The 25421-nt window shown below is 36.5% G+C and carries 14 protein-coding genes and 1 riboswitch; of the genes, 8 read left to right on the top strand and 6 right to left on the bottom strand.

Annotated elements, in window-relative coordinates; genetic code table 11:
* Window positions 1-113: 113 nt before the first annotated feature.
* The 4 genes from AC1RNE_RS22175 to AC1RNE_RS22160 all read left to right on the top strand — a co-directional run bounded on the left by AC1RNE_RS22175 (window position 114) and on the right by AC1RNE_RS22160 (window position 4981).
* Complete coding sequence (locus AC1RNE_RS22175) at window positions 114-1115, top strand: pectinesterase family protein (RefSeq protein WP_492804277.1); 1002 nt, start codon at window positions 114-116, stop codon at window positions 1113-1115.
* A gap of 170 nt (window positions 1116-1285) precedes the next feature.
* Complete coding sequence (locus AC1RNE_RS22170; protein WP_492804276.1) at window positions 1286-3031, top strand: DUF885 family protein; 1746 nt, start codon at window positions 1286-1288, stop codon at window positions 3029-3031.
* An 18-nt stretch (window positions 3032-3049) separates the two neighbouring features.
* Window positions 3050-4300, top strand: a complete 1251-nt coding sequence (locus AC1RNE_RS22165) for an NAD(P)/FAD-dependent oxidoreductase (protein WP_492804274.1) — start codon at window positions 3050-3052, stop codon at window positions 4298-4300.
* A gap of 72 nt (window positions 4301-4372) precedes the next feature.
* Entirely contained in the window at window positions 4373-4981 is a 609-nt protein-coding gene (locus AC1RNE_RS22160) for a Crp/Fnr family transcriptional regulator (RefSeq protein WP_492804272.1), read from the top strand.
* Window positions 4982-5030: 49 nt separating this feature from the next.
* On the opposite strand, the gene AC1RNE_RS22155 is transcribed toward AC1RNE_RS22160, so the two are convergent.
* Together AC1RNE_RS22155 and AC1RNE_RS22150 are read right to left on the bottom strand one after the other, a co-directional pair.
* A complete protein-coding gene (locus AC1RNE_RS22155; protein ID WP_492804270.1) occupies window positions 5031-6716 on the bottom strand; it encodes a RagB/SusD family nutrient uptake outer membrane protein in 1686 nt (561 codons plus the stop codon).
* 128 nt (window positions 6717-6844) lie between these two features.
* Complete coding sequence (locus AC1RNE_RS22150; protein ID WP_492804268.1) at window positions 6845-9904, bottom strand: SusC/RagA family TonB-linked outer membrane protein; 3060 nt, start codon at window positions 9902-9904, stop codon at window positions 6845-6847.
* A 392-nt stretch (window positions 9905-10296) separates the two neighbouring features.
* A riboswitch (cobalamin riboswitch) is annotated at window positions 10297-10514 on the top strand.
* A gap of 205 nt (window positions 10515-10719) precedes the next feature.
* Between AC1RNE_RS22150 and metE the strand changes: the two genes are divergently transcribed.
* The gene (metE, locus tag AC1RNE_RS22145; protein ID WP_492804266.1) at window positions 10720-13050 is read left to right on the top strand and encodes a 5-methyltetrahydropteroyltriglutamate--homocysteine S-methyltransferase; all 2331 of its coding nucleotides are present in this window, start codon (window positions 10720-10722) and stop codon (window positions 13048-13050) included.
* A gap of 38 nt (window positions 13051-13088) precedes the next feature.
* Here metE and AC1RNE_RS22140 read toward each other — a convergent pair whose 3' ends face one another.
* The 4 genes from AC1RNE_RS22140 to AC1RNE_RS22125 all read right to left on the bottom strand — a co-directional run bounded on the left by AC1RNE_RS22140 (window position 13089) and on the right by AC1RNE_RS22125 (window position 19162).
* A complete protein-coding gene (locus tag AC1RNE_RS22140; RefSeq protein WP_492804264.1) occupies window positions 13089-13487 on the bottom strand; it encodes a helix-turn-helix domain-containing protein in 399 nt (132 codons plus the stop codon).
* 10 nt (window positions 13488-13497) lie between these two features.
* Complete coding sequence (locus AC1RNE_RS22135; protein ID WP_492804262.1) at window positions 13498-13794, bottom strand: type II toxin-antitoxin system HigB family toxin; 297 nt, start codon at window positions 13792-13794, stop codon at window positions 13498-13500.
* Window positions 13795-13890: 96 nt separating this feature from the next.
* Window positions 13891-17256, bottom strand: coding sequence for a DEAD/DEAH box helicase (locus AC1RNE_RS22130; RefSeq protein ID WP_492804260.1), 3366 nt, complete (start codon window positions 17254-17256; stop codon window positions 13891-13893).
* A 70-nt stretch (window positions 17257-17326) separates the two neighbouring features.
* Window positions 17327-19162 carry an alkaline phosphatase gene (locus AC1RNE_RS22125; RefSeq protein WP_492804258.1) on the bottom strand — a complete coding sequence of 612 codons (1836 nt, stop codon included), beginning with the start codon at window positions 19160-19162 and terminating at the stop codon, window positions 17327-17329.
* A gap of 360 nt (window positions 19163-19522) precedes the next feature.
* Here AC1RNE_RS22125 and AC1RNE_RS22120 point away from each other — a divergent pair, with 360 nt between their 5' ends.
* From AC1RNE_RS22120 to AC1RNE_RS22110, 3 genes are all read left to right on the top strand, one after another.
* Window positions 19523-20923, top strand: coding sequence for a TolC family protein (locus AC1RNE_RS22120; protein WP_492804256.1), 1401 nt, complete (start codon window positions 19523-19525; stop codon window positions 20921-20923).
* 2 nt (window positions 20924-20925) lie between these two features.
* Window positions 20926-24204, top strand: coding sequence for an efflux RND transporter permease subunit (locus AC1RNE_RS22115; protein WP_492804254.1), 3279 nt, complete (start codon window positions 20926-20928; stop codon window positions 24202-24204).
* Between the two features lie 75 nt (window positions 24205-24279).
* Entirely contained in the window at window positions 24280-25395 is a 1116-nt protein-coding gene (locus tag AC1RNE_RS22110) for an efflux RND transporter periplasmic adaptor subunit (protein WP_492804253.1), read from the top strand.
* Window positions 25396-25421: the final 26 nt, after the last annotated feature.

Here is a 25421-nt window from a genome sequence, read left to right as displayed (position 1 = left end):
TGCAAAACAAAAATACTTAACCAACAACAATATACTTTAAAAGTAAATAAGAGATATAAGGCTTCCTGAGAGTTTGTTTATTGTATGAAGAACTGTTTCTTTAAAATTTAGTTATGTTACATTTAAAATACGTTTTCCTTTGCTTATGCTGTATGCTGAGCATGGAACTATTGGCTTCACCTACCAAGCAATTAACGGTGGCAAAAGATGGTACTGGTGACTATAAAAGTATCCAAGAGGCCTTTGATGCAGTTCCCCTTCATAATAATAATCCTGTGCTTATTTTCGTTAAAAATGGTACTTACAAAGAGAAAATAGTACTGGACTCTACCAAAAACATGGTAACGCTTGTGGGCGAAAGTGCGTCACAAACTATTTTATCTTTTGATGATTTTTCTGGTAAAGTAGGGGCAGATGGTATAAAAATTACGACTACTACATCTGCATCTACTAGAATTGTGGCAAATAATTTTACTGCCGTAAATATCACCTTCGCTAATACCGCAGGACCAGTTGGGCAAGCGGTAGCAATGTTAGTAGATGGAGACAAAGCTCGTTTTATCAATTGTCGCTTTCTAGGTTTTCAAGACACCTTATATCCCAAACGTGCTGGCACCAGACAATACTATAAAAATTGCTATATTGAAGGCACTGTTGATTTTATTTTTGGTTGGGCCATTGCATTTTTTGACCATTGCCAGCTAAATGGCAAATTGGATGCGGGCTTTTTTACAGCAGCATCAACACCCCAAGATCAATCTTATGGCTTTGTCTTCAATCGTTGTACTTTGACAGGGAGTGCACCAGCAGCTACTTATTACTTAGGAAGACCTTGGCGAGATTATGCCAAAACGGTTTTTTTATGTTGCGAAATGTCAAACATTATTAAGCCAGAAGGATGGCACAATTGGCATAAAACCAATGCCGAGAAAACAGCTTTTTATGCAGAATATGACTCTAGAGAAGCAGGAGGCATTTCACAAGCAAGGGTAGAGTGGTCTAAACAATTAGTGAAATCTGATGTTAAGAAATACACTATTCAGAATGTTCTCGGTGGAAACGACCAATGGAGAGCCGCTAAAGGGCTATCTAAATTGGCTAAAATAAAAGTTTAGAACCCTCTTTGCTTTCAATTTGTAATTCAGCCTTGTGTCATAACGACGCAGGGCTTTTTCTTTTCATTAAGTTAATATTAAGGTATCTATTGATAAAATGTATGTACTTCAAATCATTATAAAATTATACTTTTACTTGTCACAAGTGGAACCCATAATTTGAGCAACAAATGAAAAGATATCGACCATTACAACGCAGACTGTTTTTGATAGGTTTCTTCCTAATGACCTATCAATCAATCATTTTTGCTCAAATCTCTACAACAGATTTGTATCAACAAAGTAGTGAAATCAATAATGTGATGACACAATATTATGCCGACAAAGGCATACTTTCCCGATTTTACTTTGTAGAAAACTCTCCTGAACGAAGAGAACGCCTAAAAAAACTTATTACCGACTATCAAACTCAATTATCAAAACTCAATTTTAATCAACTAAATACTGGTTCTAAAGTAGATTACATCTTATTCAAAAGGAACCTAGATGAAGAATATTATCAATTTACGCTTGAAGAGAAAGAGTATGACACCTTGAAGAAATGGTTTCCTTTTGCTGATAGCCTGTATGCAGTAGAAAAAATAAGAAGAAGAGGAACGCCTTTAGATGCTCCTAAATTGGCTTTTCAGTTTAATGAAATAGCCAAGCAACTTGTTGTACTGAACACTAAATTAGCTAAAGACAGCTCTTTAACCAATAATTTGGGGAAACGAGGAGCTGGCATTACTACAAATCTACAGAAAGCTATCAAGTCTGTTTATGGCTTTTACAATGGCTACGACCCTTTGTTTACTTGGTGGATGCCCCAACCTTATGCGCAGTTGGATTCGCTGTTAAAAGTATATGCTATTAATTTTCAAAAGAAAGGGAAAAACCTCTCCACACAAAAAATAGATGCTAGTGGTATTGTAGGCAATCCGATTGGTAAAGAAGAAATCGTCCGTCGATTACGGATTGAAATGATACCTTATTCTCCTGAAGAACTAGTTGATATTGCCAATAAAGAATTTGCTTGGTGTGATGCTGAAATGCTCAAGGCAAGCAAAGAACTGGGCTTTGGCGACAATTGGAAAGCTGCCTTGGAATACGTAAAAACTAAATATGTCCAGCCTTCTCAACAGCCACAAGAAATGATGAGGCTATACAATGAATCGGTTGACTTCCTAAAGAAAAATCAATTAATAAGTATTCCAGCACTGGCAGAAGAAGCATGGCGAATGAATATGATGTCACCAGAAAGACAATTAGTTAATCCATTCTTTTTAGGCGGTGAAGAGTTCATTATCTCCTATCCAACCAATACCATGACTGAAGACCAGAAGTTAATGAGTATGCGTGGAAATAATCCTCATTTTTCAAGAGCAACCGTACATCATGAATTAATTGCAGGGCATTCGTTACAGTATTTTATGCTGAATAGATACAAAACGTATCGTCAGTTTGACACTCCTTTTTGGATGGAAGGCTGGGCATTGTATTGGGAATTGCTATTATATGACATGAATTTCCCAAAGACACCAGAAGATAAAATAGGCATGTTATTCTGGAGGATGCATCGTTGTGCAAGAATTATTTTCTCGCTTAATTATCATACAGGTAATTGGACGCCACAGCAATGTATAGATTTTTTAATCGACCGAGTTGGACATGAAAAAGCCAATGCAGAAGGCGAAGTAAGGCGTTCATTTGTAGGTGGGTATGACCCACTGTATCAAATTGCCTACATGATTGGAGGGTTACAATTTAAGGCCTTGAAAAGCGAATTAGTTGACACAGAAAAAATGTCTTACAAGCAATTTCATGATAGCATTATGCAGGAAAACTCGTTGCCCGTTGAAATGGTCAGGGCTATTCTCACAAAACAATCTTTGAGCAAAGATTTTAAAACAAATTGGCGATTTTACAAATTCAAGTAAGCAATTAATATTTAAGATATGAAAAGTGTAGTAGTAATCGGAGGTGGAATTATTGGTTTAAGTACAGCATATTATTTACAAAAAGCTGGTAATCAGGTAACGGTTATCGACAAAGGTGATTTTTCGGATAATTGCTCCTACGGCAACGCAGGCTATGTTTGTCCAAGCCACTTTATTCCTTTGGCAGCACCTGGCATTATTTGGCAAGGGTTAAAATGGATGCTGAATCCTAAAAGTCCGTTTTATGTAAAACCATCTTTGAATCCCGCTTTGATAGATTGGGGTTGGAAATTCATGAAAAGTGCGACTGAAAAAAATGTAGCAGCTGCGGCTATTCCCTTGAGAGATATTTCTTTATTGAGCCAACACGAATTTGCCGAATGGGCTTGTTTACCTCACTTTGATTTTGCCTATGAACACAAAGGAATGCTAGAAGTATTCCAGACAGAAGGCGTACAAGCCCATGCACATCACACCGTTGAGAAAGCACAGGAATTAGGCTTAGACGTTACTTTATTGAATTATGAAGAATTACAAAGCCTTGAACCACAAGCTAAAATTAATGGCCTTGGTGCGTTATTTTTTAAATGTGACGCCCACTTGTATCCAGATAAGTTGATGCGTGTATTACTACAGGATTTAACAAGCAAAGGCGTAGTATTGAAAGCAAATGAAGAGGTAATTCGCTTTGAAAAAAACAATGGGAACATCACGAAAGTAATCACCAAACAACAAGCTTATGAAGCCGACAGTTTTGTGATTGCTACGGGTTCATGGAGCAGAGAATTGGCAGCAATGGTAGAAGTAAGTTTACCCCTAATGCCGGGACGTGGCTATTCTATTACACTAGAGGATTCTCCTTATAAAATCAACCATCCTATTATCTTGGCAGAAGGACGAGTAGCTTTAACATCAATGGATGGCAATAAAATTCGTTTTGGAGGTACGATGGAAGTAGTTTCTACCAAAACGCCACCACAGTATCATAGAGTTGAAGGCATCTTAAAATCGGTGAAAGATTTCTTTCCTGATTTTGATATTCCGATGCCTAGCAATGATAAAATATGGTATGGATATCGTCCTTGTTCAGCAGACGGGCTACCCTATATTGGCAAAACGAAGAAACATAAAAATGTAGTAATTGCCACAGGGCATTCGATGATGGGTTTGAGTTTGGGACCCGCAACAGGCAAATTAGTAGCCGAATTAGTGAATGAACAGCCTACAAGCATTGATATGAAAGCTTTTGATGTAGAGCGATTTGGATAAGATAATTAGAAAATAGTAGTATTTTTGAGGATAATCTAAATCTTTCAAACAACTTAAAAGTTGTAGTACAACATGAATTCACAAGCTCCTCAAAGTACTTATTTCGAACAAATCAATAAGAATGTTTGTAAAAATGTAACGTTTTCGGAAGACGAATTACGCATTTTCAATGAACATCTTCAATATAAAACCATTAAGAAAAAGACCTTTTTATTGCAAGAAGGTGAGATATGTAATTTCGAAGCCTTTATCATAAAAGGCTGTATGCGGAAATATTATATCGATAAAAATGGCTTTGAAGTAATCTTACAATTTGCCATTGAAGATTGGTGGGTAAGTGATATTGCTAGTTTTCATGAACAAAAACCTTCTGACCTGTTTATAGAAGCTTTAGAAGACTGTGAGATTTTTGTATTGACACCTGATAAAAAAGAGGATTTATTAACGAAAGCTCCTCGATTTGAAAGGCAGTTTAGATTGTTGGTACAGAAAAACTTGTCGGCAACACAAAGTAGGTTAATCAATTCTATTGCCCAAACTGCTTATGAGCGATATGCTGATTTCCTGAAAAAGTATCCAAAGATTCCTCAGCGCGTAGCACAACATTATATCGCTTCATACCTTGGTATTTCTGCTGAATTTCTTAGTAAAGTCAGGGCGAAAATGGCGAAAGAAAAATAGTTAAAATAAAAAACGGTTGAGAAGTGATTCTCAACCGTTTTTTATTGAATTAATAACTCGGATTCTGAGTTAAATATCCTGGAATATTTGAAGCCCCGTCAATCGCAGTTTGCGGAATTGGGAAGAGTCTTTTGTTTCTATCGGCATTTGTTTTCTCTGTCCATTTATCTTCGAATTTACCAAAACGAATCATATCTGTACGGCGGTGCATTTCCCAATAAAGTTCAAACCCTCTTTCACGGTATAAGATATCCAATGACATGGCACTAAGTGCTGGAGCTACCTTAGACGAAGTTCTGGCTGCTCTAATCATATTTACATCTGATAAGGCACTAGCCACATCATTACTTTTACGCAATTTTGCTTCGGCTCTCATCAAATAAACATCGGCCAAACGCACAATGCTAATATCGGCCTCACCGAAATTTCTACCACTTACAGATTTCTTACTGAATTCATATTTTTCTACTCTGTAACCAGTGTTATAATTACTTCCTTCAGTAGTAAAGTCTATTTTCTCTGTGAAATCTACCGCTAGTGTTGGCTTATTTCTAGTATCATAAACCAATTTACCTACTTTCATCTTTCCATCACCACATTTAACAAACACACCATTTTTACGAATCAAACCATACTGTTGTCCTCTTAAAATACCACGATTGATATTAAAGTTCTCAGCCGCAACACATGAATCCGCAGGGTTTGAATAGATAGACAAATTTTGTTTGTAAAATCTAGGGTCAACAGTTGGGTCTTGTGGAGCATAAGCATTCACCCAAGTGCGGTAATAGTCAGAAGTAATCCCTGGGCCATCTGTTCCGTTAGCATTCGGATAGGCAGGGAGTGGAAATTGGTCTCCAGAAAGAGAGAAATATGCCAAACGGTTATGTCCGTTCAGCTCTGCACGCTGATCAACGGCAAAAATTAATTCTTTGTTCGTATGATTATCTGAATTGAAGATTGAGAAATAATCATTTGATAATTGGTATTGACCAGAAGAAATAATTTTATCAGAATATTCAATTACTTTATCCAAATCTTCATTTTTGAAAGTAATTGTTGCCGCATAAGGATCACGATAAACCGCAGCGTTCAAATAAAGTCTTGTCAATAATCCCCAAACAGCCCCTTTTGTTAATCGTCCTGGTCCTACAGATGTTTCTAGACTTGGTTCAACAGCTAATAATTCACTTTTGATGTATTCAACGGCTTTGTCTCCTCTTAAAATAGTAGAGTTTTCGCCAATGTCATCTTTTACGAATACTAAGCCAAATAAATCAAGCGTCAACATTGAATAGTAAGCTCTCATACCTCTTGCTTCTGCCAAATAGGTTTTAGCAATTGGGTCTTTTGAACTTGGCAGTGTATTGATTGCCGTAATAGCACGCGACATTCCCTGTAATATAAAGTTCCAAGTAGATCTTAAATTAGGGTCAGTACTTGTTTGGGTATGAGCATGTAGTGCTAAATAGATACCATTATCACCCCAGTCTGTTCCCCCACGATATGGCAAAATTGCCTCGTCTGTAGAGATTTCTTGGATTGCGAAGTAGTTGGTATGTAGGAAAATATCTGGAAGCCTTGCGTACACAGGAGCAATAATTCCATCAGCAGCTTGTTTATCCGAAAGATTTGATGTGAAAGATTCATCCAATACTACTTCTTCTAGATTGGTACAACTTTCAATGGTTAAAAGACCCATGAGGGCCAATAGTACATATATTTTCTTTTTCATGATTTCGATGATTTGTAATTTAAAAATTTGGTGATTTGAAGATTTGAAAATGAATTATTCTCAATCATCACATAAACCAAAGATTGAACAGATAACCGTTAACTGCTTTCAGATAACAGTTCTGTCAATTAAAATGAAATGTTTAAGCCAAAAATAACTGATCTAGCTTTTGGATAACTTAAATAGTCTATTCCGTAAGAAGTAATACCATTAACAGTTCTGTCTGTATTTACTTCAGGGTCATAGCCATCGTATTTTGTAAATACTGCTAGGTTCTGACCTGTTACCGAAAGTCTTAATGTAGATACCCATTTGTTAATACCCAATGCTTTAGTGTTTACATTATATCCTAAAGTCAAGTTATTCAAACGAAGGAAAGCACCGTCTTTCAAGTATCTTGTAGAAACTGGAGCTGAGTTGTTAACTGATTCATTACTTGAAGCAATGGCTTCGGCTGTAGTGTTAATTCCTTTTGATAGTCTTAACTTATAGAAATTGGCATTAGCTGTATTGTCATACACTTTATTACCAGCAACACCATTGAAGTTAATCGACAAGTCAAAACCTTTGTAGTTCGCACGACCAAAGAAGTTAAATTGTTTGGTTGGCAAGGCACTTCCTGCTGCAATACGGTCTTTGTCAGTTACGATTCCATCGCCATCTACGTCACGGAAAGTACTGATTCCTTTATCATCAAATCCTGTAAATTCTTTCAAGAAGAACGTACCTATTGGTTGGCCACTCACATAACCATTAATAGTAGCCGAAGTCAAACCAGAACCAGAGGCAGAACCCGAAGGGATAACTGAATAAGGTGAGTTTTTAACAACGTTATCAATAAAAGTAATGTTTCCACCTACTTCATACGTAAAACCACTTGCTGATGTACGACGGTAGTTCAATTCTAATTCTAATCCTTTGTTGGTAATTGTCATGTTGTTTACATTCGTCCAGAATGTACCTGCAGGCTGAACTGGGTCAGCAGGAATCACTTCTAAGAGAATATCTCCAGATACTTTATTGAAAGCATCAATTGTACCCGTCAAAGCACCATTTAAGAAGCCAAAATCAATACCGATATCTGTTTGTGTTGACTGTTCCCATTGAATATTTGGGTTGGCTAATCTAGTATAAGATGTTCCTGCAGGATATGCTCCAGTTTCAGTTAATGGATAAGAAGTACCCGCAGAAACCACCGAAGTAAATCTAGCCTGAGTAATTTTTGAAGGAATTTCTTGGTTACCAGTACGTCCCCAACCTGCTCTTACTTTTAAATTACTCAACGCAGAACCTTTCAAGAATTCTTCTTCAGAGATTCTCCAGCCTGCCGAGAAAGAAGGGAAAACACCATATTTATTGTTTGCTCCAAATTTTGAAGAACCATCTACCCTTAACGTAGCTGTTAATAAATATTTGTCTTTAAATTGATAATTTACTCTTGAGAAGAACGACTGTAATTCATCATTAGTCGCATAACCTGTTGGCTTGTTGTTTGCCAAAGTAAGGTCTTGTCCTAAGCCCGGATTATAGATAGGCTCGATGTCTGAAATTGGAAATTTGTTAATGCTATAAGAACGTCCGCGGAACATGAATTTTTGATACGAATGTCCTACTAAAGCTGAGAAACTATGGTCTTTAATGGCCTTTGTATAAGTCAAATAGTTTTCAATCAAACGGTTAGTATTAGTAATATTGATTGTCTCTAAACGACCATCTTGCAAAGGCACAGCACTTGCCAATGATTGTAAATCACGAGATGAGCTTGAATTATCAATCCCGAAATTCAATTTATATACTAAACCATCAATGATTTTGATAGAAGGAGAAATATTTCCGATGATACGTGTAATAGAGGTTACGTCTTTTTCTAACTTCAAGGTAGTCAATGGGTTTACGCCATTCACATAAGAGTAAGGTTGACCTTTATCGTCGTAAGCAGGATAAGTAGGATTGGTAGAAATAGCTGTACCAATAATACCCGTGATTGGTGGGCGTTCGTTATTAGTATTGGTAGCATTTAAGTTTACATCAATACTGATACGGTCGTCTAATAATTTTTGTGTTACATTAATACGACCCGTATAACGATCTAACTGATTGTTTTTCAAGATACCTTCTTGATTTTGAATCCCAAAAGAAGCATAATAGGTAAGTTTGTCAGCACCACCACCTAATGAAATATTATGGTTTTTAGTAAGGGCTGTTCTCGAAATTTCTTTTTGCCAATCGGTTGATGCCTTCAAGTCTTCTAGCACACCACCTACAGCAGGAACTTGTTTACGGTATTCATCTGCCGAGAAAACAGGTAAAGCTCTCGCCATCGTAGAGAAACCATAACTAGTAGAATAATTGAAAGAAGAAAACCCTGCTTTTCCTTTTTTAGTAGTAATCAAGATTACCCCATTTGCACCTCTTGAACCATAAATAGCCGTTGCCGAAGCATCTTTTAACACATCTATTGATTCAATATCTTGAGGGTTCAAAAAGTTAAGAGGGTTTGTTGCTCCACCACTACTTGAATTATCTAAAGCCAAACCGTCTACCACAAAAAGTGGTGTACTTCCTGTTCTTACACCGCCTGGTCCACGAACACTGATACTTTGTACTCCTCCGGGTTCCCCACTGGCAGAGGTAACATTTACGCCCGATACTTTACCTTGTAAAAGTTGTTCAGGAGAGTTTATAATCCCTTGGTTGAATTCTGCACTTTTCAGTGACTTCACCGACCCTGTAATATCTTTTTTCGTTGAACTTCCGTAACCAATTACGACTACCTGTGCTAAGTCTGATGCAGTAGATACCAACGCTACCTCAATTGTACTTTTCCCTGCAATAGCTACTTCTTGTTTTTCATAACCAACAAATGTAAATACTAACGTTGCATTTTCGTCCGCAATAATACTGAAGTTACCATTGGCATCTGCATTTACCCCACGTTTGCTATCTTTTACCAGAATATTACATCCTGCCAAAGGCTCTTTGGTTTTAGCATCAATCACTCTACCTTTTACTGTAATCTCTTTGAGAGCTTTGTTTAGTAGTGTTTTTTCATAAGCATAAGATTTATTGATTGTGAGAAGGGAAACATTGTTGGCAAAAGTTGGACTGGCAGCAATGCCAACTGTCGCCCCAACTAAGACACCAAGAATCAACGTTGATTGGGTCTTAAAAAAAAGTTTTGTGTTCATTTTTAGTTGTGTTGTAAATGGAATTTTCATATTTAATCACAATATAATTAAATTGTAATAAAAAAAGAAAAGTAAGGATTTGCTTTTTAATTGAGGGCGCAAGTTATTCACGTAAGATTTCCAGAAAGTAAAGGCATTGTTATCAAAACATGATTTTTTCGTAACACTGTCTTAATATCTATCACCAATGACACTATTTTAATGGAGTGATAAACTTATAATCAAGGAAGAAAAATTAAAAAGATATTTTGTTTAAATTTTACAATTTTATTATATTTTTTATCTATTAAAAACATTAATAATTATTAAAATATCTAAATATTGAAATATATAAGGATAATATATCTATTATATTTTTATATTAATACCTTTGCTTAGTAACTCAGTAAACACCCGTCAATCAGGAGGTTGGTTTTAAGGGAAAGTGAATAATCTTTCGCCATAAATTAAAAAGGAATCGTGTGAGAATCACGAACAGACGTGCTACTGTAAGTAACGGTTTCGAGCAGAAACGATTTTTCTTCCGTTTTGCCCATTGTTCTTTTCAAAGAATGAGAAGGGTGAAGAAAATGTTACAAGTCAGGAGACTTGCCTACCTTCTCAATGACTATTCCCTCACGAGATAGGGCTTAGTTCACGCATTGATTTTTATAAAATACTTGTCGAATATTACTCTGTTTCAGCAATGAATCAGCGTGTGCTTATGCTTTATGCATGACGGTGTGGTGTTTTCAGTTCCATTCGGCGTGTTGTAGAATACGCCAAAATGCTTTATCAACACTTGATAAGGCACGAACCTTAAAACAACAATTACTATGTTTACACACAATTTAGGTTACCCCCGTATCGGTAGCAAAAGAGAATTAAAACGTGCTTGCGAGCAATTTTGGGCAGGAAAATCTACCAAAGATGAATTGCTTAGGATTGGTCGCCAAATCAAAAGAGAGAATTGGCAACTTCAACAAGAGGCAGGAATAGCATTGATTCCTTCAAATGATTTCTCTTTATACGACCACATGCTCGACACTGCTTTGTTGGTCGGGGCTATTCCTGAGCGTTACCATGCTTTGGTGGACGGACAAACCAACCGTGAATTAGATATTTATTTTGCGATGGCAAGGGGCGTACAACGTGACGGTCTCGATATTAAAGCCATGGAAATGACCAAATGGTTTGATACAAATTATCATTATATCGTTCCTGAATTCACTAAAAATCAACATTTTAAAAGATATTCTGATAAAATAATCGTCGATTTTGAAGATGCCAAGCAAATGGGATTTGTTACAAAACCCGTCTTGATTGGGCCCGTTTCTTTCCTCCTATTAGGAAAAGAAAAGGAAGCGGGCTTTGATAGAATAGATTTATTAGAAAAACTATTGCCTGTTTATATTGATATTCTACAAGAATTGGCAATACGTGGAGCAAAATGGATACAACTAGATGAACCTTGCTTGACGTTGGATTTGACAGAAAATGAACAAATAGCCTTCCAACAAGCCTACCAAAAAATCAAAAAGGCTGTTCCGAACTTAAAAATATTGGTTGCCACATATTTTGAATGTACTGGCGAAAACATTTATGTAGCTACCACCTTAGATATTGATGCCTTGCATCTTGACTTAGTGCGTTGCCCTTCACAATTAAGTGATATTTTTGAACAAACAGATTTTGCCAAAACGGAAAAAATCCTATCCCTTGGTGTAGTGGATGGTCGTAATATTTGGAAGAACGATTATGCTAAATCATTGACATTGATTCAAAAAGCAATTGATATATTAGGGCAAGAAAGAGTAATGATTGCACCTTCTTGTTCATTATTACACAGTCCTTGCGATTTGGATTTAGAACAAAATGAGGGAGTCCTTACGCCAGAAATCAAAAATTGGATGGCATTTGCTAAACAAAAATTGATCGAAGTAAATGTATTAAGAAAGCTTTCTGAGCCAGCGTCCGCACCTTTGTTTGCACAACATTTCGCTGAAAATCAAAAGGCTATTCAAAGCAGAAAAGATTCAGCCTTGATTCATAAACCACAGGTAAAAGCTAGGATGGCAGCTTTAACAGAACAAGATGCTCATAGACCAAGTCCTTTTGCGGTTCGTCAGGCTTTGCAGTTAGAAACCTTAAAATTGCCTCTTTTTCCGACAACAACCATTGGTTCATTTCCACAAACAGATGATGTACGTGTATTGAGAGCAAACCTTAAAAAAGGTGTTATTTCTCAAGAAGAATATGATGCACAAATTGCGATAGCAATTGAAAAGTCTATCCGTTGGCAAGAAGAAATTGGCTTAGATGTGTTGGTTCATGGGGAGTTTGAACGCAATGATATGGTGGAGTATTTTGGCGAACAATTATCAGGGTATGTGTTTTCGCAAAATGGATGGGTACAAAGTTATGGTAGTCGCTGTGTAAAGCCGCCAATTATTTATGGTGACGTAGAACGCCCAGTTGCTATGACAGTCCGTTGGTCAGAATTTGCACAATCTAAAACAGAAAAGTTAATGAAGGGCATGCTTACTGGACCAATTACTATTTTACAATGGTCTTTTGTAAGAGATGACCAAGCTCGCAAAACCACAGCCTTCCAAATTGCTATGGCGATTCGGGATGAAGTATTAGATTTAGAAAAAGCTGGTATCAAAGTTATTCAAATTGACGAGCCTGCTATTCGTGAAGGATTGCCATTACGTCGTGCCGATTGGGAATACTACCTTCAATGGGCTGTACAAGCTTTCCGTTTAAGTGCTTCGGGGGTAAAAGATGAAACCCAGATTCATACGCACATGTGTTATTCTGAGTTTAATGACATTATCAAACACATAGCCGATATGGATGCCGATGTGATTACGATTGAAACTTCTCGTTCACAAATGGAGCTATTGGATGCCTTTGTTGACTTTAAATATCCTAATGAAATCGGGCCAGGTGTGTACGATATTCACTCGCCAAGAGTACCCGAAACAGATGAAATGCTTGCTCTGTTAGAAAAAGCCTTGGTGAATATTCCTGCTAGAAATTTATGGGTAAATCCAGACTGCGGTTTGAAAACTCGCCGTTGGGCAGAAACAGAATTAGCCTTAAAAAATATGATTAAAGCTACTGAGCTTTTAAGAGAAAAAGTAAAAGAGGGTGTTTGTTAAAACCGTAGGGCGAGATTTTATCTCGCCTTATTTTGTTTTTATGCTAAAAGAACTTCTGCTGGAATCCCCAAACCATGATAAAGGTTTTTTACCATTTTTAAAGTAAGAGGTCTTTTTCTATTAAGCACCTCTGAAACTCTATTTTCTCCCCCAAAATATTTTGCAATTTCTTTTTGAGAAAGATTAAGCATTTCTATTCTTTGCTTGATTGATTCAATTGGGTCAAGCTTCTCTATTGGGAAATGCTTTTTCTCATAATCTAATGCCAAAACTGATATTGCATCTAAAATATCTAAGGCTTTATTTCTCGTCGCTTCATCTTCAATAAGGTCAGCATCGACTAAAGCATCAATTAATGTAGATGCCCTCTCAAAATCTACTTGATTAGTAATCGGCTTAATTATTATTTCATCAAGATTAATAGCTAATTCCTTCATTTTTATCAATTTAAATATTTTTTATATCTCCTATTTTATCATATTCTTTATGTGTTCCTACAAATCTTACAAACACCCATTTTTTTGAATACTCATATTTCGCAATAAGCCTGTACTTATTGCGACAAATATTAAATACAATACGGTTATTACCCACAGTATCAGCACCTTTGAATAAGGTTATTACTTCATTGGGACTATTAAAATCATACTCTTCATTTACCTCATGCCATGTCTTGAGGGATGCTTCTGAATCTGGGTGTAGCTCCCAAAACTCCTTTAATGTTCCTTTGGTGAATATTCTCATAACAAACTAAAGATAACAAAAAATTCCCAATTTGGGAATCAAAAGTAAATAAAAATTATTATTCTTAGAATAAGGCGGAATACTATTCTACCCCTACTATTTTCCCCCTACCAAGTTTAACAAATCATCTTTCGTCAAAGATTTCAACATGGATGTATCTGTCTTGATTAAATCGTTGACTAAATCATTTTTAGAAGCTTGCAACAGCATGATTTTTTCTTCGATAGTATTCGGACAAATTAGTCTGACAGCCACTACATTTTTCTTTTGTCCAATTCTATAACAACGGTCAATTGCTTGATTTTCAACTGCTGGATTCCACCAAGGGTCAACTAAATACACATAATCGGCTTCGGTTAAATTCAACCCTGTTCCTCCTGCTTTTAAGCTAATCAGAAATACCCTTACGCCTTCGTTTTCCTGAAATTCATTTACTTTATCCGCTCTATTTTTAGTTTCGCCCGTTAAATATTCAAAAGAGATGCCTCGTTTTATTAATTCCTTTCTAATTAATTCAAGCATCTTTACAAATTGCGAGAATACTAATATTTTATGTTCGGGAGATTTATTCTCTATTTCTTCCAACAACGCTTCTATTTTAGCAGATTCATTCCCATAAAATTCATCTTCGCTTAACAAAGCAGGCGAATCGCAAATTTGACGGAGTTTCGTCAAACCTGTTAAAATATGCATACTTTCTTTGGGAATATCTCCTTCTATCTGATTATTCAAAAAATCTCTAAATTCCTTTTCATAAGCATCATATACTTTCCGTTGTTGCGTACCCATTTCGCAATAAACTACTACTTCCGTCTTATCTGGCAATTCTTGGGCAACTTGTTTCTTTGTTCTCCGTAAAATAAAGGGAGTGATTTTTTGCTGTAATTGTCTTGCTCTTTTCTGGTCTTTGAACTTATCAATCGGCATAGAATAATGATCTTTAAAATGCTGACGACCTCCTAATAGACCTGGACAAGCGAACGAAAGCTGACCGAATAAATCAAAAGTATTGTTTTCTATCGGCGTACCCGTTAGAACAATTTTATTACGAGAAGACAATAGGCAAGCCGCCTGATAACGCTGTGAGGTTGGATTCTTTATCGCTTGAGATTCATCCAGAAAAACATAATTGAAATGATACTTTTTCAAGAAACCAATATCTGATAATAGTGTACCGTAAGATGTCAGAATGATTTCATAATTATCAAAACTCTTCGTGTTTTTTATTCTGTTACTCCCATAAACACTTAGTATTTTAATAGAAGGAGCAAATTTTGCTACTTCAGCCTCCCAATTGAATATCAAAGACGTAGGGACTACAATCAGGTTAGTATTTTGTACATTTTTATTGCGTTGAGATAAAATAAAAGCGATAATCTGAATCGTTTTCCCTAAACCCATATCATCTGCTAAACACCCTCCAAAGCCAAATTCATCCAGAAAGTTTAACCAGTTTAGCCCTTCCTTTTGATAATCTCTTAGCGTTGCATTAAGCTCTTTCGGAATCTCTACATGCTCAATCTGTTTAAAGGCATTTAGTTTTTCAGTATAAATCGTCAGTTCTCGTTTTACTTCATCTGCCAAAAACTCTTCTTCATACATCCTTGCTATTTCAGAAAAATTGCTCTTCGGAACTCTAATTTTTTCTTCAACAATAATGCCTTCTTGAAAATATTCTGTGAATTGTCGTATCCATTCTGTTGGTAAAATACCTAAAGTACCATCGCCCAATTGTACATATTTAGTCCTATTTCTAACAGATTTTTGCAGTTGTTTTAAAGAAACCTGTTGTTTTCCATAACGCACAGAGAGTTCGGTTTCAAACCAATGAATACCACTCGTTACACTGACCGACACCCTTATTTTGTTATAATTTCGCTTATTTTCTTTGAGCTCATTAAAGCCCAAAATAGTAATGCCTTGGCTTTGCCATTCTTCAAAAGCATCCAAAAACCAACCTTCATCTAAAAACTGTCCTCTATGCAAATAGAAATATTCGTGGTCTAGTTGTTCTTCAAAGGCTTGATGTTGCTTCAATAAATTGGCTGTAAATTGGACTTCTGCTTCTTGGTCTCTTTCCAACAGAAAAACATTCTCATTGAAATCACTTACATAAATCTGCTTTTTAGAAAGGATTGGCACTTCTGTATTCCCATATTTTATTACAGGTGTAATTGAAATATAGTCTTCTGAATCAGACAGGTAAATAATTTTTTGCTGACTTGTGTCAAAAGCTTTTTCTTCAATTTGGGCAGGTGTTGCGGGTCTGATATAAGAATAATTTACCTGTATTTTATGTTCAAGTTTGTTCAGAATATTGTGCTGAAACTCTTCAAACTTGGTATGATGAACCAAGATTTTATGGTTATTCTGCTTGAAAAAAGTAATGATTCTTAAGAAATCAGGATTTTCAATCAGATATAACGTATTGGCCACTTGGGTAAAATAATCGAATTTGACAGATAGGTTTTTTAGCTCATAAGCCTTTTCGTTGATAAATAATTGAGCCGAAACTTCATGAAAGATGTCTTTATAATCTATCTGCATCTTCACGTCCATTTTGAGCGTTTTTAACTCAATCGGGACAATAGTATTAGCATTTACTTTCTCTGAAAGTTTAACGTCATGAAAAAAGACATCTAACTTTAGTGGATTTCTAGCCAAAGCTTTTAATCCCTCAAAAAGTGTTTTAGATGATTTTTCATGATTAGGTTGTTGAAACTTGATAATGCTTGAATAAAATTTAACTTCCTCTATATCAGTAGTTTTCCAAATAAAATCAAGGGGGTCAACTATTTTTAGCGGGTTTTTCACCTTACCATCCTTGGTCGTTTGCACTTCATATAGCTCTACTACCAGATGGTCATAATAGCGGTGTTTCCCCAATACAATTATCTTTTTGGATGTTTCTTCCAAAGAAAACAAGGACTGTTTTTTGGCAAGAGGCTGTGGTAATAAAGACGTGCTTAACAACGAGTTCGTCGTTTGATTAACTGCTATTAATTCTTTCAATTTAGGTTTTATTGAAAGTTTGAATGGGTTATATTCTAGTTGGAAATAGTCATCCAAGTTTTTCTCTTGTTCTAAGCCATAATCTTTAGCAAAAGCTAACATTTTATTATACCGCAAAGCATCATCAAAAAACACCCTAAGGTTTTGGCGTTCAGTCAGATTGAGTAATACTTGTACTTGGTGTTCACAGAGATTCTTGATGGGGGCATTACATTCACATGAAAGTTTAATGCTATTATCTTCTTGCCTGACGGAAACGGTAACAAAGTCTGTTCGAGTGAGGTAAACAGGTATTTCTACAAAGTTCAGTTCAATCTTGTCAGGTTGAAGATCAAAAAAACCTTTTTCATCCGTAGCAATGAGCGAAGAACTATGCTTTAAAATCGTTAAATAATTAAGATTTGCAATACTAAGGTTTTCAAAAATATATGTTAGTTGAGAAGAAAGCATATTTGGCTTTAAGCTTTGAGCCGTGAGTTGTGAGCATTAAAAAAGCTTACTGCTCACGGCTCAAAGCTCATCACTTAATCCGTAAACATTGAAGCAACTTCTCAAAAATAGTATTATTTTCATAAAATCCACTGAAAAGTTGTGCATTAGGTCCATAAGCAACTACTGGAACCATAATGCCCGAATGATCGCTGGTACTGAAACTCCCCTCTATTTTACCCGTTTTAAAATCACCATCTAATAATGATAAACCTCCTGTTTCATGGTCAGCCGTAATCACGATAGTCGTTTCTCCATTTTTATCAGCATATTCTAGGGCTTTACCTATTACTTTATCAAAATCAAGCATTTCGTTGGCAACATAATTTAACTGATTGGCATGACCACCCCAATCAATTTTTGAGCCTTCTAACATCAGGAAAAAACCATTTGGAGACGTAAGCTCTAATTGTTTCACTGCGGCATCAAAAGCTTCAGAAAGATATTCTCCTCTGCCTTCATGCTTAGGACGCACTTCGTTTTTATCAACAAATACAAAAGCTTTCTCTTTCGTATTTGCCTTTTTTAGCCCTTCAATGGTCGTAAATACTTTCCCATTTTTCTTTAGTTTCTCTAGTGTTTCCGCTCTAAAAGATTCTATTCCCGCCCCAATCGTTAATGAAATTGGGCTTTTAGGTAAATCATCTGCAATCAATTGGAACCAATCTCTTTCGGGTTCATGCGCATAAAAACTCGCTGGGGTGGCCCCTGTGATTTCTTCCGAAACCACCAACCCTACTTTTATCTTCTTTTTGTCTAAAATTTCCGATATGTTTTCTAACGGTTGCTGTTGGGTATTCATCCCTATGTAACGATTATTCGTTTTCTCACCTGTTGAAAAAGCGGTTGCTCCTGCCGCAGAATCGGTACAAAAACTATCCGCCGAATTAGTTTTAGAGAAACCAATATTTTTAAAATTCATCCAGTTTAATTTTCCACCATTGGCAGCTATTCCACTATAAATTTGGGCTAAACCCATGCCATCACCAATCAAGAAAATCACATTCTTAGAAGGCTTCTTTATTCCATCTGATTGATAGGTAGGCAAATAAGGAATGTGTTGAGCAATAGGCTTACCTGAGTAAGCTGTTAAGTTTTTAATATAGTTCGCCAATTCTGATAAATTATCCGAACCTATATAATCAACCTCTAATTTCATCAAAGCTTTGTAAGCTGTCAGCGAATTAGGAACTGCCCAAAACCGAACTTGCTTTCCGATGTGATGAACAGAATCAACAAAATTCTTAATCTTTAGGTACTGCGGTGCTGTAATGAGACCTTTGCCATTCCAACGCGTAAAATCTGTGATACTAGTACTGATTAACGCAACTCTTTCAAAACTTTTAGGCGAATAGCTTTGTCTAGGGCGACCATCAAAGTAGAAAATATCATCAAATTTATCAAAGTCTATACTTAATGGCATATCACCACTGATAACAATCTGAACGGCATTAGGATTATGCTTTAAATCAAAATAGTTACGATAAGGCTTTAATTGTGTTTCTAAAAGTTTCAAAGCTTCCGCTCCATCTTCTTTAATGTCAATTAATAATTGTAGGCGTTGTCCGTCTTGATAGGCCTTTCCATTATTCTGATTGATTTGCTTCAATAATGGTTCAAGGTATAACGATTTGAAAGTACGGTTCAGAAGAATGGATTCTTTTTCATGTGCCACTACCAACTCTTCTCCTTGTTTGAAAACATCGGCTTCAATCATTCCAAAGTGCAAAGCATATGCTTCATAAAAAGGTAAATCATGCAAGTAATCATTGTGTGCATGCGTATTTTTCATAGAATAGCTCATGGGTTGAGCCAAGGTCTTTGTTGCAATAGTAAAGAGTAAAAAAAGGAGGATGTGTCTTTTCATATTGTTGATAGCAATGAAGATTGTTAAAAGTTCAAAATTATCCTTCCAATGTTAGGAAATCGTTATCTGTAAATTAATCAATCAGTTAATAAGACCGTTACGATGAACTTTCAAAAGAGAAAAGATATTATTTAACTAAGGCGTAAAATTAACCAATTCTTGATTTATTTATATTTTTTTATTTTTTCTAGGAAACATTCTATTCCTATTTTTTTTAGAGGGTATTATATTTCCAAACATCTATAAATATATCAAAATGATACAATAGCCTATAAAGCAAACCAAAATGTTTGAATATATTTGGTCAACCAAATAGACTATCAGCATGAGCACTTCCATTCAATAGCAATACTTAACATTATGATTCAAATAAAATACCAACGCATTTTATTATTTTTCGCCTTTCTGTTGCCTTGCAGGTTTTCACTTGCACAAGACCATTTCTTGAAACTAACAGATGCGATTCAGCTTGGCTTAGAAAATTACAATTCAATTAAAGCCAAAAATAGTTATCTAAAAGCGTCACAAGCCTTGGTAATAAATGCACAAAAGCAGTTTCTTCCTGATGTAAACGTGGCGATTCAAAATAATTATGGTACAGCGAATGGTCAGTTTGGCTCACTCTATTCTTATAGAGGTGTAGGAATGGCGGCTTCTGGTCCGAGCTCTGCAAGCCAAAACTGGAATACTGCTTTCGGTGCTTTGTATGCTTCTAACGTCAATTGGGATGTTTATACCTTTGGTCGTTTAAAAGCTACCGTAGATATCGCCAAGTCGCAAGTATCAAGAGATTCCTTAGATGTTTTGCAAGAAAAATTTGCGCATACTATCAAAATTACGGCTGCATATTTTAATTTGTTGGCGGCACAAAAATTTGTAGAAATCAGCCAACAAAACCATAAAAGAGTAGTGGCCTTGCGTGAAGTAATTAAAGCTAGAACTTTAAGTGGGTTGAATGCAGGAGTAGATTCTTCTATTGCCAATGCAGAAGTTTCTAATGCAAAACTTAGCCAGATTGATGCACAAAACCTTGAAATCCAAGCAAGTAATCAATTAGCTATTTTATTAAATACGTCGGCTAAACATTTTCAGTTAGATAGCCTGTATTTCTCTAAAATTCCAAGTCAACTTGGTTCATCATTAGCTATTGAAAATAACCCAACGTTGCTGTTCCTTAAATCTCGTATTACTATCGCTAATAATACACAAAAATTATTGAGTAGAAACAAGCTACCAGTTATCAGCTTATTCGGTGCTTTTCAGTCTAAAGCCTCTGGTTTTGACTATGACTATTCTCCTGATAATCATCACGTTGACCAAAGTTATTTTTCAGGAATTGCTCCATCTAGAAGCAATTTCATTGTAGGTGCGGGTATGTTCTGGAATTTCATGTCACCGACCAAAATCAACCATCAAATCAAAGCACAGCAGTTTATTAGCGAAGGCTTAAAAAGCGAATATGATTTGACGGAAAACCAATTGGAAAGTCAGATGATTTTAGCAGACCAACGCATCGAAAATGCTTTGCTTACTTATAAAGAATCTCCAATTCAATTAGAGGCCGCCCGCAATGCTTATGAACAAAAAGCCGTGTTGTATAAAAACGGATTATCAAACATCATCGACCTGACGCAAGCTTTATTTGTATTGAACAGAGCCGAAACTAATATTAGTGTAGCTTATGCCAATGTTTGGCAAGCTTTAGTCCTTAAAGCGGCCAGCAACGGAGATTTCGATTTACTCATCAAACAAGCCAGATAATAATGAATTTAATTAAAACAGCTTTACGCAAACCTATCACAATACTTGTATTAGTAGCGGGCTTGTTATTCTTTGGTATCAATGCCATTCGGAATATCAAAATTGATATTTTCCCAGATATGAATATGCCCGTAATTTATATCTCTCACCCATTTGGTGGCTATACGCCTACCCAAATGGAGTCTTTTTTCGGGCGTCAGTATGTCAATCTTTTATTATACGTTTCAGGGGTTAAAAGTATAGAAACCAAAAATATACAAGGCTTAACCTTGATGAAACTTACTTTTTATCAAGGTACTAACATGGCTCAGGCCGCAGCAGAGGTTTCAGCCTTTAGTAACCGAGCCCAAGCTATTTTCCCGCCTGGTTCACAACCGCCTTTTATTTTACGTTTTGATGCCTCTACTTTACCCGTAGGACAATTAGTACTAAGTAGCCCGATACGGTCGAATAATGAATTATCAGACCTTGCCAATACTTACATTCGTTCCTCTTTTACATCTATTCCAGGGTTAATTTCACCTGCTCCATTTGGAGGAAACGTGCGAACGGTAGTCATCAAAGCTGACCCAGAACTGATGCGGTCGCATAATATGACGGTTGACCAAATTGTTGAAGCCATTCGTCTAAACAATCAAACATCTCCTTCTGGAAATGTGCGGGTAGGCAATTATAACTACATTACGCCCGCCAACACAACCATTAAAACCATTAAAGATTTTGAAAACATTCCTTTATTTAAGGGCGGAGTACAAAACCTTTATATGCGGGATGTTGCGGTAGTAGAAGATGGTGCCGACATTACAGGAAGTTATGCTTTAATCAATGGCAAACGTTCTGTGTATCTGGCAATTACCAAATCATCTACTGCCTCTACATGGGAAGTTGTTCAAAACCTCAAAAAGAACCTCCCTCGCTTACAAAGTCTTTTACCAGAAGATGTAAAACTCTCTTATGAGTTTGACCAATCAGTTTATGTAATCAACTCTGTAAAAAGCTTACTGACCGAAGGGGCCATTGGTGCCATCTTAACGGGCTTGATGGTTTTGCTATTTTTAGGGGATGCTCGTGGTGCTTTAATTGTAATTCTGACCATTCCAACGTCGGTTATTGCAGGCGTACTCTTTTTGCAATTAAGTGGTCAAACCATCAATATCATGACGCTGAGCGGTCTTTCATTAGCTATTGGTATTTTGGTCGATGAGTCCACGGTGACCATTGAGAATATCCACCAACATTTAGACCTCGGCAAGCCCAAGGCATTGGCCATCTGGGATGCTTGTAAAGAAATTGCCTTTCCGAAGCTATTGATTCTTTTCTGTATTTTAGCCGTATTTGCACCTGCTTTCACGATGACGGGTATTCCGGGTGCTTTGTTTTTACCCTTGGCACTAGCCATTGGGTTTTCGATGTTGGTTTCCTTTCTTTTATCACAAACCTTTGTGCCTATCATGGCCAACTGGATTATGAAAGGACATAAGCATGAGCAATCACATACTACCAATTTGCACGATAATGAAGATTTTATTGCCTCTAATATTACTGTTGAATCAGAATTTAACCAGATTACCCAGAAGAAAGGTCATGTAGAACATCCTGCTAAAAAACTAAGTTTATTCGACCGATTCAGAAATTCTTTCCTCTCATTTCTTGAAAGAATCATTCCTTTTCGTAAACTCGTGGTGGTTGGTTACTTAGTAATTATTTCAGGAGCAGCCTTTCTATTTCTCAGTACGATTGGTAGAGATGTTTTACCAAAGACTAATGGTGGACAATTTCAAGTACGCTTGCGTGCCAAAGAAGGAACAAGGATTGAACGGACGGAACAGAAACTGATTCAATCGATTGCCATTCTTGAAAAAATGGTGGGTAAAGAAAACATTTCCATTACATCATCATTTATCGGACAACACCCTGGACTTTTCTCAACGAGTCCGATTTACTTATTCATGAGTGGTCCTCAAGAAGCAGTTTTACAAGTTCAGTTAAATGAAGAATATGAAACTGATTTAGAGGAGTTAAAAGATGACTTTAGAAAAAGAATCAAAGCTACTATTCCAGATTTGAAGCTTTCTTTTGAACCTATCGAATTGACTGAAAAAATATTAAGTCAAGGTTCGCCAACGCCTATTGAAGTACGTTTGGCAGGTAGAAGCAAGAAGAACAATGAAGAATATGCGAAGAAGCTTATCGAAAAATTAAGTCAGATTAGCTATTTGCGTGACGTACAGCTAGGACAGCCTATCAAGTACCCAGCGATTAATATTAATATCGACCGTGTTAGGGCTTCGCAATTAGGCGTTGATATGAATGATATTTCTAGAACGCTCACTGCCTCAACTTCATCTTCGCGTTATACTGACAAGAGCGTTTGGGTAGATGAAAAATCAGGGCTGACTTACAGTGTACAAGTACAAATTCCTGAAAATAAAATGACGAGTATAGGTGATATCGGAGAGATTGCTTTGTTGAAAAATTCAGCAAGACCTGTTCTAAGTGATGTAGCCACGATTCAAAGTGATACTATTTATGGCGAAAACGATAATTTAGGGGCTATGCCTACGCTTTCGGTAACAGCCAATTTATACAAGAAGGATTTAGGAACAGCTACGGAAGACGTAAGTAAAGCCATAGCTTCACTAGGAGAATTACCTCGCGGATTAACCGTTGAGCCAATTGGTTTAAGTAAGGTTTTGACAGAAACGTTAGATAGTTTACAGTCAGGGTTATTAGTAGCTATTATTGTTATTTTCTTGATGCTGGCAGCAAACTTCCAGTCATTCAAAGTATCTATCGTGATTCTTACCACTATTCCAGCCGTAGTATTAGGCTCGTTAGTAATGTTGAGGTTGACTAACTCTACCTTGAACTTGCAATCTTATATGGGTATCATCATGTCGGTTGGGGTATCTATCGCTAATGCTGTTTTATTAATTACCAATGCTGAACAATTAAGAAAAGTATCGGGGAATGCTTTGGAAGCAGCTAAAGAAGCGGCTGCTTTGAGGATTCGCCCTATTTTAATGACTAGTGTGGCTATGGTAGTAGGCATGATTCCGATGGCTTCTGGCCTAGGCGAAGGTGGCGACCAAACTTCGCCACTGGCACGTGCCGTTATTGGTGGCTTAATTGCTTCAACCTTTGCAGCATTAATTATTCTGCCTTTGGTATTTGCTTGGTTCCAAGAGAAAACATCGATAGAATCTGTTTCCTTAGACCCAGAAGATGAGGAAAGTAAACACTATATTCCTACGATTTATAAAAGAGATATTGGTAATTAATATTATCCGAGACATAGATATAACTTAAAAGCTAAAGGCTCAAAAGCTTTTAGCTTACAGCTAAAAAATAAGACCATGAAATCAAAAGTTATCAATTCAATTTTTACTATTGCTGGCTTTTTTACGGCCACAATACTTTTAAACAGTTGTGGTTCTTCTGAAGCTAAAAAAGAAGAGAAAACACAAACGCCAACGGTGCATAGCATAGAGACCTTTTCTTTGGAAAAAGGAATGATGTCAACTAATATTCAAATTCCTGGAGAATTAATCGCCAAGCATAGCGTTGATTTATATGCCAAAGTAAACAGTTTTGTCAAGAAAATGAACGTAGATGTTGGTTCAGAAGTAAGAGAGGGGCAATTGTTGGTCACGATGGAAGCACCAGAGTTATCAGCTCAATTAGCGACGTCAGCATCAAGGTTACAATCACAGGAAGCGGTATATGCGGCTAGTAAAGCTAATTATGACCGTCTTTTACAAACTAGTAAAACACCTGGGACAATTTCGCCAAACGAGTTAGACCAAGCTTTAGCACGTAAAAATGCTGATTTTGCACAATTGGATGCTGCTAAATCAGGCTATAAAGAAATTGCTGATAACAAGAACTACTTAGAAATCAGAGCTCCTTTTAATGGTTTTATTACTGCTCGTAATATTAGTGTGGGTGCTTATGTTGGTCCTTCAGGAAAAGGCTCTGAGTTCCCTCTGTTTACTTTACAAGATCAGAAAAAATTACGCTTAATTGTATTAATACCAGAAGCGTATACTTCGTATTTGGGCGAAAAAAATGAGATAACTTTCACGGTAAAAGCATTTCCAAGTGAAGTATTCAAAGCTAAAATCAATCGTGTAGCAGGAGCATTAGATACAAAGTTCCGCTCAGAACGAATTGAAATGGACATTGATAATAGTAGTAAAAAACTATTGCCTGGGATGGTTGCTGAAGTAAAAATATCCTTCCCTGCTACAGAAAAGACCTTTGTCGTTCCTAAAGCTGCTGTAGCGAATGCTCCAGAAAAAGTATTCGTTGTGAAAATTGTAGATAACAAAGCTGTTTGGATAGAAGTAAGAAAAGGCAGAGAGGCAGATGGTAAAGTAGAAATCTATGGTGACTTATCCGAAGGCGACCAATTAGCAAAAGTAGCTACTGAAGAAATTAGAGAAGGTGTTGAAGTGAAGGTTAAGAAATAGATGGAGACTTTAAGACGAAAGACATA

It is taken from the genome of Arcicella sp. GW822-FHT02H01, from assembly GCF_058802005.1.
Note: the sequence above shows the minus strand (reverse complement) of the source record. Positions and strands in the feature narration are given on the sequence as shown.

What these genes read in the sequence shown, in the direction of transcription:
- AC1RNE_RS22175 (WP_492804277.1), top strand. Translation starts at nt 114, where the DNA reads ATGTTACATTTAAAATACGTTTTCCTTTGCTTATGCTGTATGCTGAGC.
- AC1RNE_RS22170 (WP_492804276.1), top strand. Translation starts at nt 1,286, where the DNA reads ATGAAAAGATATCGACCATTACAACGCAGACTGTTTTTGATAGGTTTC.
- AC1RNE_RS22165 (WP_492804274.1), top strand. Translation starts at nt 3,050, where the DNA reads ATGAAAAGTGTAGTAGTAATCGGAGGTGGAATTATTGGTTTAAGTACA.
- AC1RNE_RS22160 (WP_492804272.1), top strand. Translation starts at nt 4,373, where the DNA reads ATGAATTCACAAGCTCCTCAAAGTACTTATTTCGAACAAATCAATAAG.
- AC1RNE_RS22155 (WP_492804270.1), bottom strand. Translation starts at nt 6,716, where the DNA reads ATGAAAAAGAAAATATATGTACTATTGGCCCTCATGGGTCTTTTAACC.
- AC1RNE_RS22150 (WP_492804268.1), bottom strand. Translation starts at nt 9,904, where the DNA reads ATGAACACAAAACTTTTTTTTAAGACCCAATCAACGTTGATTCTTGGT.
- metE (WP_492804266.1), top strand. Translation starts at nt 10,720, where the DNA reads ATGTTTACACACAATTTAGGTTACCCCCGTATCGGTAGCAAAAGAGAA.
- AC1RNE_RS22140 (WP_492804264.1), bottom strand. Translation starts at nt 13,487, where the DNA reads ATGAAGGAATTAGCTATTAATCTTGATGAAATAATAATTAAGCCGATT.
- AC1RNE_RS22135 (WP_492804262.1), bottom strand. Translation starts at nt 13,794, where the DNA reads ATGAGAATATTCACCAAAGGAACATTAAAGGAGTTTTGGGAGCTACAC.
- AC1RNE_RS22130 (WP_492804260.1), bottom strand. Translation starts at nt 17,256, where the DNA reads ATGCTTTCTTCTCAACTAACATATATTTTTGAAAACCTTAGTATTGCA.
- AC1RNE_RS22125 (WP_492804258.1), bottom strand. Translation starts at nt 19,162, where the DNA reads ATGAAAAGACACATCCTCCTTTTTTTACTCTTTACTATTGCAACAAAG.
- AC1RNE_RS22120 (WP_492804256.1), top strand. Translation starts at nt 19,523, where the DNA reads ATGATTCAAATAAAATACCAACGCATTTTATTATTTTTCGCCTTTCTG.
- AC1RNE_RS22115 (WP_492804254.1), top strand. Translation starts at nt 20,926, where the DNA reads ATGAATTTAATTAAAACAGCTTTACGCAAACCTATCACAATACTTGTA.
- AC1RNE_RS22110 (WP_492804253.1), top strand. Translation starts at nt 24,280, where the DNA reads ATGAAATCAAAAGTTATCAATTCAATTTTTACTATTGCTGGCTTTTTT.